The 12,326-nt window shown below is 40.8% G+C and carries 10 protein-coding genes and 2 pseudogenes; 7 read left to right on the top strand and 5 right to left on the bottom strand.

The window, feature by feature from the left end; genetic code table 11:
* The first annotated feature begins 254 nt into the window (after positions 1-254).
* The 4 genes from IV514_RS07955 to IV514_RS07940 are packed head-to-tail and all read left to right on the top strand — an operon-like array spanning position 255 to position 4,023.
* Positions 255-1,550, top strand: a complete 1,296-nt coding sequence (locus IV514_RS07955) for an SLC13 family permease (RefSeq protein ID WP_206484416.1) — start codon at positions 255-257, stop codon at positions 1,548-1,550.
* 13 nt (positions 1,551-1,563) lie between these two features.
* A complete protein-coding gene (locus IV514_RS07950) occupies positions 1,564-1,809 on the top strand; it encodes a hypothetical protein (protein ID WP_206484415.1) in 246 nt (81 codons plus the stop codon).
* Positions 1,810-1,860: 51 nt separating this feature from the next.
* The gene (locus IV514_RS07945) at positions 1,861-3,030 is read left to right on the top strand and encodes a homoserine O-acetyltransferase (protein ID WP_206484414.1); all 1,170 of its coding nucleotides are present in this window, start codon (positions 1,861-1,863) and stop codon (positions 3,028-3,030) included.
* Between the two features lie 9 nt (positions 3,031-3,039).
* Positions 3,040-4,023, top strand: a complete 984-nt coding sequence (locus IV514_RS07940) for a PHB depolymerase family esterase (protein WP_206484413.1) — start codon at positions 3,040-3,042, stop codon at positions 4,021-4,023.
* Between the two features lie 43 nt (positions 4,024-4,066).
* Here IV514_RS07940 and IV514_RS07935 read toward each other — a convergent pair.
* Positions 4,067-4,534: pseudogene (locus tag IV514_RS07935) on the bottom strand (substrate binding domain-containing protein); the annotation flags it as partial.
* On the opposite strand from IV514_RS07935, the pseudogene IV514_RS07930 reads away from it, so the two are divergent.
* Positions 4,535-4,857, top strand: a pseudogene (locus IV514_RS07930) (iron-containing alcohol dehydrogenase); the annotation flags it as partial.
* Between the two features lie 78 nt (positions 4,858-4,935).
* On the opposite strand, the gene IV514_RS07925 reads toward IV514_RS07930, so the two are convergent.
* On the bottom strand, positions 4,936-5,700 hold the full coding sequence (locus IV514_RS07925; protein WP_206484411.1) for a hypothetical protein: 765 nt from the start codon (positions 5,698-5,700) through the stop codon (positions 4,936-4,938).
* Between the two features lie 303 nt (positions 5,701-6,003).
* Here IV514_RS07925 and cysB point away from each other — a divergent pair, with 303 nt between their 5' ends.
* Positions 6,004-6,978, top strand: a complete 975-nt coding sequence (gene cysB, locus IV514_RS07920) for an HTH-type transcriptional regulator CysB (RefSeq protein WP_206484410.1) — start codon at positions 6,004-6,006, stop codon at positions 6,976-6,978.
* A gap of 107 nt (positions 6,979-7,085) precedes the next feature.
* Here cysB and IV514_RS07915 read toward each other — a convergent pair whose 3' ends face one another.
* From IV514_RS07915 to pabB, 3 genes are all read right to left on the bottom strand, one after another.
* The gene (locus tag IV514_RS07915; protein ID WP_206484409.1) at positions 7,086-8,462 is read right to left on the bottom strand and encodes an L-serine ammonia-lyase; all 1,377 of its coding nucleotides are present in this window, start codon (positions 8,460-8,462) and stop codon (positions 7,086-7,088) included.
* 131 nt (positions 8,463-8,593) lie between these two features.
* Positions 8,594-9,175: a CoA pyrophosphatase gene (locus tag IV514_RS07910; RefSeq protein WP_206484408.1), complete on the bottom strand. Its 582-nt coding sequence runs from the start codon at positions 9,173-9,175 to the stop codon at positions 8,594-8,596.
* Positions 9,162-10,556 carry an aminodeoxychorismate synthase component I gene (pabB, locus tag IV514_RS07905; RefSeq protein ID WP_241242251.1) on the bottom strand — a complete coding sequence of 465 codons (1,395 nt, stop codon included), beginning with the start codon at positions 10,554-10,556 and terminating at the stop codon, positions 9,162-9,164. Before pabB ends, IV514_RS07910 begins: the two co-directional genes overlap by 14 nt.
* A 180-nt stretch (positions 10,557-10,736) precedes the next feature.
* Between pabB and IV514_RS07900 the strand changes: the two genes are divergently transcribed.
* Positions 10,737-12,266, top strand: a complete 1,530-nt coding sequence (locus IV514_RS07900; protein WP_206484406.1) for a fumarate hydratase — start codon at positions 10,737-10,739, stop codon at positions 12,264-12,266.
* The last annotated feature ends 60 nt before the right edge of the window (positions 12,267-12,326 follow it).

Genomic DNA, 12,326 nt, shown 5'->3' with positions numbered 1-12,326 from the left:
CCCCATTAAAACGCTAATGTTTCTTTTCGTTGTTTTGTGTTTATTTTTGTCTTACAACAGAAACCTTGACCTTATCTACTTTAGACAGCCACTTTGAAAATTAACATAGTACTTAAGAACTATGTCATGTCAGAACAGTATCTTTTACTCTTGTGTGGTCTTACACAATCCATGCCTGCAGTATAGGTGTGACACCTTGCACCTGATTTTAACATTAGTCTTGGTTGACTAATTATCGTGGTAAGGACTTTTATATGCTTAGCTTTTTTGGCTTAGTGGGCGGTTTAGCGCTGCTTATTATTTTAACTATTCGTGGTATGAACTTATTCATTGCTGCGCCATTATGTGCCTTACTTGTGGCATTATCTAGCGGTTTGCCGGTCTTTATTGGCGAAACCAACTTTATATCTACCTATATGTCGGGGTTTTCTGGCTTTATTTCCGCTTGGTTTTTCATGTTTTTGCTGGGATCTTTATTTGGCAAATTTATGGAAGATACCGGTGCGGCTGATTCTGTGGCCCGTTGGATCGTCGATAAACTAGGCATGAAACATGCGGTTGTTGCCGTGGTACTAGCATGTGCTATTTTAACTTATGGCGGTGTTAGTGTCTTTGTGGTTGCCTTTTCTGTCTATCCGATGGCATTAAGTTTATTTAAAGATGCTAACCTACCGCGTCGTTTTATTCCTGCTGCGTTGGCTTTTGGCTCAGTGACTTTCACTATGACTTCTGCTGGTTCGCCAGAAATTCAAAACTGGATCCCAGTAAAACATTTAGGTACAACGCCTTATGCAGCTTGGGAAGTAAGCCTGGTTGTTGCGATTGCCATGGCAGCATTTGGATATATATGGCTTAAGCACATGATTGGTAAGGCCGTTGCTAATGGTGAATGCTTTGAACATCGTGAAGACGATCCTGTGATCCCTGAACGTGATTATCCGCATCCTATTACAGGGATACTGCCATTGATTGTTGTGCTTATTTTATCCTTTACGTTGCATGAACAGCTTCAGCAATTAGCACTGATTGTTGCCTTAGGTGGTGGTGTGTTAGCAATAATGCTAATTAATTATAAACATTTTCATCATTTAGATAAGGCGGTCACTGATGGTACTACTGGGGCATTAGTGGCTATTGGTAATACAGCGGCAGTGGTAGGCTTTGGCACCATAGCTAAGTCGACAGAAGCTTTTCAACAAGCGGTGGTGGTGATGTCTTCACTACCGGGGAATGAATTAATTGGTGCGGCGGTTGCTGTTAGTGTCATTGCTGGGCTTACTGGCTCTGCATCAGGCGGTCAAGCCATTGCACTACCGTTATTAGGGCCACAGTATATTGATCAAGGGGTGAACCCAGAAGAGTTGCATCGTATCGTGTCAATCTCTTCCGGCGCGTTAGATTCTTTACCGCACAATGGTTATGTGGTGACAACCATCCGCGCAATCTGTAAAGAAACCCACCAAAGAGCTTATTGGGCAATGGGGGCATTAACTGTGGTGATCCCATTATTTGGTGTTATTTTAGCGATAGCCTTGTTTAGCTGGTTTTAATTGGTAAGTATTGATGCACAAAGCAAATATTACCCCAAGTGTGATGGATAGACCGCTCAATGTTATTTCCTTGTCACTACATGCGGCTAGGGTATATTCTCGACAAGAAGTTATCTCTCGTCGCATCTCGGGTGACATTCATCGGTCTAATTATAAAACGGTGTATCAACGCGTTAGTCAGGCAAAATTGTCACATGGTGGACACCTGACGTCATTATTCAAGTCGATGAATTGCCAAAAAATGGTACGGGAAAAGTGATGAAAGCTGCGTTAAGACAACAGTATCATAATTTATTATTGGAGAACTCTCATGCTTAGATTGTTAAGTGTTATTACATTATTGTTAGTGTCATGCACACTTTACGCATCTCCTATGTTAGTGGAGAAAAAGTCGTTTACCACGGAAAATTTCACCACTTTTAATGGCAAAACCATCAAAAATGTCACTGTTGGCTGGGAAAGCTATGGCAAGCTCAATGAGGATAAATCGAATGCGATTTTAATTACCCATTATTTCACCGGTAATTCGCACGCGGCAGGCAAGTACCATGAGAGTGATGCCAAAGCTGGCTATTGGGATGCGATTATTGGTCCAGGTAAAGCGATTGATACTAATAAATATTTTGTTATTTCGTCTGACACTTTGGTCAATGCGTCAGTGCATGATACTAACGTTATTACCACAGGGCCTGCATCGATCAACCCTGAAACAGGTAAGCCATATGGGTTAAGTTTCCCCGTGGTGACTATTCGTGATTTTGTGAATGTGCAAAAAGCACTAATCGATTCATTAGGAATTAAAAAATTACATGCAGTGGTTGGGCCGTCTATGGGATCTTTGCAAGCCATTGATTGGGCTGCAGCTTATCCTGATATGGTGCCACGAATGATTTCTGTCATCGGTATGGCTCAGTCTGATGCTTGGACTGCTGCGGCTCTAGAACAATGGGCTGTGCCTATTCGATTGGATGCAAATTGGCAGCAAGGTAATTATTATGGAAATGAGCGGCCGCTTGATGGTTTAACGGCATCCTTGATGCTAATTACGCAACAAGCAATGCACCCACAATTTATTAATCAGGTAAATAAAGCGCACTCACCACTTGAATCATCACCTTTAAATGATATTAATGCGTCATTTGCTGTGGTTGACTGGTTAGCTAATGCTGCCCGAACTCGTGCGAAGCAATTAGACGCAAATCATGTGTTGTATTTAGTACGGGCTTGTCAGTTGTTTCTTGCTGGACATGACGGAGATTTAGCATCAGGATTAAGCCGTATTAAGGCCAAAACACTGTTTTTACCTGCTGCCGGTGATTTATTATTGATGCCTTATATGGCAAAAAAGGCCCATACCGAGTTACTCAAATTAGGTAAATCAAGTGATTATGCTGAACTGAAGGGAACGATGGGGCATTTAGATGGTGTTTACGCTATCCAGCAAAAAGCTGAGATGATCACTGAGTTTTTAGCAAACTAGAGGTTAATAATGAAAAAGTTATGCACATTAATTATCGCTTCGCTGGTGTTTTCTTGCCATGCCAGTCGTTTGCCTAAATTAACGCTGGATACAAGTGCTGTTACGGTATCTGGTGTCTCCAGCGGTGCATATATGGCGAGTCAGCTTCATATTGCTCACTCCGACTGGGTGAAAGGGGCTGGCTTAATTGCTGGTGGGCCTTATTATTGTGCACAAAATAGCTTAATGACGGCATTAGCGCAATGTGTAAACAAGCGAGAAAGTGCTGATGATTTACAGCAAATTAACCAGCAACTGAGCCAATGGCAACAGCAGGGTAAAGTAGCAAAGCTGAGTCATTTATCTTCGAGCAAAGTGTGGCTATTACATGGCTCTGAAGATGAAAAAATTCATGCCGCGGTGACTAATGATCTCGTTAAGCAGTACCAACAGTGGTTGCCATCAACTCAGCTACATTATGTGGATGATAAGCCCTTTGCTCATCACTTTCCGACATTAAATATTGGCAGTGATTGCCGTCAATCTGAAAGTCCTTTTCTAGGTCTGTGTCAATATGATGCAGCTGGCAAGATGCTCAGCTTCATGCTTGCTGACATCAATGCACCCACAGGTAAAGCCACAGGTAATGTTTATCAAGTATCTCAACAGGTGGTTGCTGATACGGCGGCGGCCGGCTTAGCGAAAAATGGTTATGTTTATGTACCAAAGGACTGCGCATCAGGTAAGCAATGTCAATTACATATTAGTTTTCATGGCTGTAATCAAAATGCGGAAGCGGTCGGTCGCAGCTATGTCGATGGTGTTGGACTTAATCGCTGGGCGGATAGTAATCATTTAGTGGTACTGTATCCGCAAACGACATCATCGAATATCAACCCTTTTAACCCTCAAGGCTGCTGGGATTGGTGGGGTTATACCAATCAAGACTATGCAACCAACGCGGGCTTGCAAACGAAGGCTGTAGTTAGTTTAGTTGAGTCACTGACCAAGTAGCAAAACTATATTGTGAGTTTTTATATGAAATTATCTGCTTGGTTTAGTTGGATATCAATGGTAGTTGATTAAAGTAATGCGTTAAAAAATCGAGCAATAAGCGTAATTTTTTCGATTCAGCGTTATCTGGAGGAAAAACGCCGTACAGCTCAATATCACTGAATGTATACTCATCAAGTACAGAAATTAAACTCCCTTTTCGAATTTTGGGTGTTGCATCATATAAAGTGATCCGTGCTAATCCGTGGCCACCTTCAACAAATGCCGTTCTTGCTGCAGCATTATTGGTAGTAATAGTCCCGTTCATTTTGATGTTGTAAACTCGATTACCTTTCGTGAGCTTTAACGTATTGGAAGTGAGTTTATAGTTAACCCATTGGTGATCGGCTAATTCACTAGGGTGAGTTGGAATGGCATATTTTTCAAAGTATGCCGGCGCCCCGCAAAGACAGGTTGCTAAAGTTGAAAGTTTACTGGCTTGTAAGCCTGAATCATGTAATGGGGCTCCTCGATTGGTGCTGGGGTACCACAAGATTGGTCTACTCACATGATAGGTCATGAACTTACCGGAGCCTATGGGATTGATCATGCTCGCACATTGTCGATTGTGTTACCCGCTGTGATGAAGCAGCGAAAATTGATAAAGCGATTGCCTTAACTGAAGCGTTTTTTCAACAAATGCATGTACCTATTAGACTCGCTGAAGTGGGGATTGGTGAAGCTGATATTGATAGCATTATCAATAAATTAGTAACCCATGGTATGACTAATATTGGTGAACATGGTGATATTACGCCCGAAGTGAGTCGAACAATTTTAGTGCAGGCGCTTTAATTAAAAGGTTGAGTTAATAAAAAAGCTCAAGTAAAAACTTGAGCTTTTTCAGTATTTATAAATGGTGGGAAGAAAGTATTACCATTTCTTTTTCGGTTGAAACAGCATATCCAAGTCATCTTCTTCAGCTTTGGCTTTCTTTTCAGCATCTTTCGCATTAGAGCTTTTTAATGCCAAGGTGATTTCTTCTAGCTGCGCTTCTATTTCTTCACGCTTTTGATGACTGTAGTCAGTTTGTAGTGGATGCTCTGTTAAGGTTTGTAATGCTTTTTCAAAGTACTGTCTGGCAGAGCCAAGCATTTCCTTATTGTATGCTTGCATACCTCTTTTAAAGAGACTTTCAACACTGATACGTAATTGTAATACATCAAGTTTTTGATCTTCATGCATATAGGTCGGTGCATCAAGTACGCCTTTCGTTTGCTCAGCCTTTAACATTAATCGTAATTTTTTAATGGTTTGTAAGATAACCACAAGCTGTTGTTCATTATCTGGTAGGACAAAGACTTCATCTGCTCCAGCGTTGTTTGATAATTCTTCAGAGGCCGATAAGCGAGATTCCATTTCTTGAATACGATTTTTAATCCCTTTCACTTCAGGCATGATTTTACTCATGGCTTTACAAGCATTGAGGCTGCGTCGATTCATAATTTCAACAATCTTAGGGTTTGAAGGTAGATGTGTTAAATTTAAGATCAGCTCTTCAGTTTCATCAATTACTGCTTTTTGTTTTGCGGCTTTAGCACGTCTTTCTTTTTCTTGTTTTTCTTTGTGTTGTTGTATGGCATTTACAACCACAACGATAACGACTAGTGCTATTACTAAGCCAATAATTATACCCATATTTATTCTCTTACTCGCAAAAGGAAAGAACGATGTTCTCGTGTCAGTCTACAAAAAATCAGTGGCTTAGCATAGGGGTAAGTGTATCTTTTCATCGAATTGTATCTTTTAATGAAATTTAGTTAAATTTTTATAGTCTTGATTGAAAAATGTGCACGTTTATGGTTTTATGTAGTAATATTTCTACATTTGGCGGTTAAAAACACTGATGTTGAAATTTTTTTACAAAAACCGATAAATTTCTATGGAATAAATTCTTATTTAAGTATATATTTTTTGCATAAGCCACACTGACTACACATTATGAAACTGCAACAACTACGTTATATTGTCGAAGTTCAAAACAATAACTTGAATGTTTCTGCGACTGCAGAAAGCCTTTTTACCTCGCAACCTGGTATCAGTAAACAAGTCCGTATGCTGGAAGATGAATTAGGAATTCAGATTTTTGGCCGCAGTGGTAAACACCTTACTCATGTAACTCCTGCGGGTAGCGAAGTGATTAATATTGCTACTGAAATTTTATCTAAGGTTGAAGCGATAAAAGCGGTTGCTCGTGAGCATACGCAACCGGATGAAGGTAAATTACGCATTGCAACTACGCATACACAAGCGCGTTATGCTTTACCTGATGTGATTCAGGGCTTTATGAAGAAGTACTCAAAAGTTTCGTTACACATGTATCAAGGTACGCCAGCACAAATTAGTGATGCAGCGACCAAAGGTGATGCCGATTTTGCTATTGCAACCGAGTCTTTTCATTTATATAACGACTTGATCATGTTGCCTTGTTATCACTGGAACCGTAGCATTATTGTTCGTAAGGATCATCCTTTAGCCAATAAAACCAATCTTACCATTGAAGATATTGCTAAATATTCGTTGGTTACTTATGTGTTCGGTTTTACTGGTCGTTCTGAGCTCGATAAAGCGTTTAATAAAGCAGGGGTTGAACCTAAAATTGCTTTTACCGCTACCGATGCGGATGTGATAAAGACTTATGTGCGCATGGGAGTCGGTATTGGTGTTATTGCTACCATGGCAATGGATCAAAAACTTGATAGTGATCTAGTGACGATTGATGCCAGCCATTTGTTTAAAGCCAGTACCACTAAAATCGGCTTTAGAAGAGGGACTTTTTTACGTGGTTATATGTTTGATTTTATCGAACGTTTCGCACCTCATTTAAATCGCGATTTAGTAACAAAAGCTGTGTTGTTGAAAAATAATGCCGAAGTAGAAGAAATGTTTTCGGATATTCAATTACCCGTTAAATAATTAGTATCTAGTATTGCAAATAAAAAGCTGTTGTTTGACCAACAGCTTTTTTTGTCTCTGGCGTTAATAAAATTATCTGTTAGCACACAGTTTGTTGACTGGTGTCGCTAACACTCGATAATATTTACTGCTAAACCACCGCGTGACGTTTCTTTATATTTGGTTTTCATATCATTACCCGTTTCCCACATGGTTTTTATTACTTTATCAAGTGACACCTTACTTGTTCCTGTGCCACGTAAGGCTAGGCGAGAAGCATTGATTGCTTTAACAGCACCCATGGCGTTACGTTCAATACAAGGTACTTGCACTAAGCCCCCGACGGGATCGCAGGTTAATCCTAAATTATGTTCCATGCCGATCTCTGCAGCATTTTCTACTTGCTTGGGCGAACCCCCCATCAGTTCTGTTAATGCACCGGCGGCCATTGAACAGGCGACTCCGACTTCTGCTTGGCATCCGCCTTCTGCGCCAGAAATTGTTGCGTTAGTTTTATAGAGGATGCCAATCGCTGCTGCGGTGAGTAAGTAACGAATACAGTCTTCATCTTCAACCGGTTTTATGAATTTATTGTAATAACAAAGTACGGCTGGAATAATGCCTGCAGCACCATTAGTTGGCGCGGTTACAACACGGCTGCCTGCGGCATTTTCTTCGTTAACCGCTAACGCAAATAAGTTCACCCAATCCATGGCATTGAGTGGATCATTATTGTTCTCTACCGATAACGAGCGATAAAGTGCTGGGGCACGACGATTGACTTTAAGTCCACCAGGTAAGATGCCTTCAGTGCGCATTCCACGTTCTACACTTTCATGCATGGCTTGCCAAATGGCTACTAAGCCTTTTTTAATCTCTGCTTCATTATTTAAGCACTTTTCATTTTCCATCATGATGGTACTGATGCTCAAGCCCTTTTCAGTGGCTAAGCCGATTAGCTCATCCGCACTAGAAAATTTATGTGGGCGTTCAATATTTTCATGTAACGATAAGGCTTTGTTTTTCTCTTTTTCAAAGTCACAATCTTGTACGATAAAGCCGCCACCAATGGAGTAATATGTTTCTTCAAAAATAACTTGCTTATTTTCATAGGCATACAAAGTCATTGCATTCGCATGAGCAGGCAAAGTCTTTCTACGATGATAAACGATGGCGTCTTTCTTGGGAAAGCTGACTGTTGTCTCTGGTGTCAGTGCTATTTCTTCACTTGAGGTGACTTGCTTAAGAATTTTATCGATAGACTCTACAGCAATTTGTTCTGGGGTTTCACCAGATAAGCCTAATATCACAGCTTTACCTGTGCCATGGCCAATACCTGTTTGACCTAAAGAGCCAAATAATTCAGTTTTAACACAGTCGACTCGACCGATCAGTTGTTGTTCAATTAAATGATCAACAAATAGCTTTGCCGCCTTCATTGGCCCTACGGTATGAGAACTTGAAGGGCCAATACCGATAGAAAACATATCAAATACACTAATCATGAATAAAACCTGAATTAATTATTGCCTTTATGGCAAATAGTGAAATTATCTTCGGTAATGATAACTGAAAGTTATCACACTAATAAACAGTTTTATTGCATATTATAGATGTAAAAAAGCAATTAGCATGATTATTGAGTGATGAGCTGGGTGAGATCTTTAATGATAGCGGCTGTTGCTCCCCATATATTGTATTCTTGGTAGGGCATAAAATGTACTTGATGATTACCGGTTTTCTGCCTGATATTGACGTGAAATTGATTGCTAGCGTCTAAAAAATGTAAGAGGGGAACATGAAATATTTCAGCAACTTCGTTGTGATCGACTTGGTAGTTTACTCGGTGTTTTAATATGGCAATAATTGGGGTAATGCTAAAGCCAGTAATGGTTTGATAAGGATGTAATTGTCCCAACACGGTTAAGGCATCTGGGGGTAATCCAATTTCTTCATAGGCCTCTCGTAATGCTGTGTCAGTAAAGCTTTTGTCCTGCTGTTCAACTTTACCACCAGGGAAGCAGATTTGGCCACTGTGATGTTTGAGATGTTGCGCTCTTTTGGTCAGTAATAGGTGTAATTGTTGTTCTTGCTCGAACAAAGTGATCAGTACAGCCGATTGCTTTAATTGCTCAGGTTTTGATAATAACCTTAACTGTTGCTCGTTAGCAGCTAATGGGCTTAATTGAAATTTTTGTAAAAACTCATTTTTGGTCATTACTCATTGACTCATTTAGCTGGGCTAATATGGGTAAAATTTTATTCACTTTATCTAAACTTTCTTGATATTCTGCATCGACTTGTGAGTCAGCCACAATACCACCGCCAGCCCAACAATGTATCACGCTATTTTCACAAACCAAAGTACGAATGGTGATACTGGTGTCCATATTACCGCATGCGGAAAGATAACCGATACTTCCACAATAGATACTTCGACGATGAGGTTCGAGTTCGTCAATAATTTCCATCGCCCGAATTTTGGGGGCACCAGTTATTGAGCCGCCAGGAAATGCGCCTCGTAATAAATCACCAGCACTATATTGTGGCGCAAGTTCTCCTTCAACGGTGCTCACTAAATGATGTACCGCCGGAAAACTTTCAATATCAAATAATTTTGGCACCTTCACTGAACCAGGTAAGCACACTTTACTAATGTCATTGCGAAGTAGGTCAACGATCATTAAGTTTTCAGCTTGATCTTTTGCGGAATGCCGTAAAATGTCGGCATTTTTGTTATCTTGTGTGCTATTTGTGGCGCGTGGCATGGTGCCTTTAATTGGCTTACTTTGTACTTGATTACCGGTTAACAGTAAAAAGCGCTCTGGTGAAATACTTAAAATAGCGTGTTCGGCCAAGCGAATAAAAGCCGAAAATGGCGCTTTATTTTGCTCTCTTAGTGCTAAGTAAGCTTGAAATTCGTCTCCTTGATAATGACTGCTAAAACGTTGAGTTAAATTAATTTGATAGCAATCACCACTTAATAAATACGCTTGTATTTGCTCAAATTTTTCTTGATACGCTTGTCTGGTTACATTTGCTTGCCATGGGCTGGTCAAGCTAAAAGGGGAAGCAGCTTTTTTTGGTTGTTGTAGTCGCGTTATTAAAGATTGTTCAATACTCGCTCGTTGATTATCTGGGCAAATCAGGAAATAACCTTGTTGCTCATTATCAAATATAATTGCTTGATGATAAATACCCATTGCCATTTCGGGCAGTGAAATATCGCGTTTTGCTTGATTGGGGAGTTGTTCAAATCGGCGCCCTAAGTCATAGGCGCAATAACCGACCGCACCCGTTGAAAACGGCAGGTGGTGTGGTTCAATCGTCATTTGTGCAAAGCTTGCTGCTTGTACTTGCTGTAATAATGTTAAAGGATCTTCGGTACTTGTTTCAGTTTTGACCAGCTGATCACCTTGTAAATAATCAATGCGAGTGCTTTGGTGTTGCGTTTCTAAGGTTACCTGAGGTTGCCATACGATAATGTCATAACGACTGTCGATATGGTCACTATGGGCTGAATCTAACCACATGGCCCACGGTTGATCGGCAAACACGGAGAAAAGTTCACTTGGCGATATCTTATGACTAAAGTTCAAGGGTTTAGCTTGAATAGTTACGTTACAATGGTGGAGCAAATCTGTTACCTAGTCGTTGTATTGGTTTCGCATTATAGTGGCGAGCCGTTGTTAAGCAGGGTATCATATCGGCAAAAATATAACTTTCAACATTTTCACGTGTCGGCGTTGAAAAGGGCAACTAAAAAGTGAAGGGCAATCATGGCTATCATTAAACAACAAGATTTAATTGACAGTATTGCAGATGCGTTGCAATACATCTCCTATTATCATCCATTAGATTTTATTCAAGCATTAGAAAAGGCATATCACAAAGAAGAAAGCCAAGCGGCAAAAGATGCGATTGCCCAGATATTGATAAACTCTCGCATGTCAGCTCAAGGTAAACGTCCTATTTGCCAAGACACCGGTATTGTCACTTGCTTTGTTAAAGTAGGCATGGATGTTAAATGGGACAAAACGGATATGACGGTTCAGCAGATGGTTGATGAAGGTACTCGCCGCGCATATTTAAACCCAGATAACCCGCTACGAGCTTCTATTGTTGAAGATCCTACCGGAGCACGTAAAAATACCAAAGATAATACCCCCGCTGTTGTCCACCTTGATATGGTTGCTGGCAGTGAAGTGGAAGTGATGATTGCCGCTAAAGGTGGCGGAAGTGAAAATAAAACTAAAATGGTGATGTTAAATCCAAGTGATTCAATTGCTGATTGGGTAGTGAAAACATTACCTACCATGGGCGCGGGTTGGTGTCCTCCGGGGATGTTAGGCATAGGCGTAGGCGGTACAGCAGAAAAAGCCGCGGTGCTAGCCAAAGAAAGCTTGATGGATCCTGTTGATATTCAAGAGCTTTTGGATCGCGGGCCACAAAATGCTGAAGAAGAATTACGCCTAGAAATTTATGATCGTGTTAATAAGCTTGGTATTGGAGCGCAGGGACTTGGCGGATTAACCACGGTCGTGGATGTGAAGATAAATTCGGTACCAACACATGCTGCTTCTAAACCTGTGGTGATGATCCCAAATTGTGCAGCAACTCGTCATGTGCATTTTCATCTTGATGGCTCAGGCCCTGCAGATTTAACACCGCCAAAATTAGAAGAGTGGCCAGAAATTACCTGGGAAGTGGGCGAAAATGTGCGTCGCGTGAATGTTGACGGCTTAACAAAAGCCGATATTGCCGAATGGAAAACAGGGGAAACCGTGTTACTTTCGGGTAAGATTTTAACTGGTCGTGATGCTGCCCATAAAAAAATCCAAGAGCTATTAGCCTCGGGTGAAGGGTTGCCTGAAGGGGTCGATTTTACTAATAAGTTTATCTATTACGTTGGCCCGGTAGATGCTATTGGTGATGAAGCGGTTGGACCAGCAGGCCCAACGACTGCAACACGTATGGATAAATTTACTGAAATGATGCTGGCAGATACTGGCTTATTAGGCACTATTGGTAAAGCTGAGCGAGGTCCTGCAACGGTAGAAAGTATTAAAAATCATCAATCAGTATATTTAATGGCTGTAGGTGGTGCTGCTTACCTAGTATCAAAAGCAATTAAAAAAGCGCGTGTGGTTGCTTTTGAAGAACTGGGAATGGAAGCTATTTATGAATTTGAAGTTGAAGATATGCCAGTGACAGTTGCGGTTGATAGCACGGGGGAGTCAGCACATGTGACAGGACCTGCAATTTGGCAAGCAAAAATTGAAGAATTAAATGATAAGTTAGCCAAATAAACGGAACTTGTTTTAATTTTAACAGCAAAAACGTCTCATATGAGGCGTTTTTTTATGCCG

This window comes from Thalassotalea sp. G2M2-11 (assembly GCF_017168195.1).
Classification (GTDB): Bacteria; Pseudomonadota; Gammaproteobacteria; order Enterobacterales; family Alteromonadaceae; genus Thalassotalea_E.
Note: the sequence above shows the minus strand (reverse complement) of the source record. Positions and strands in the feature narration are given on the sequence as shown.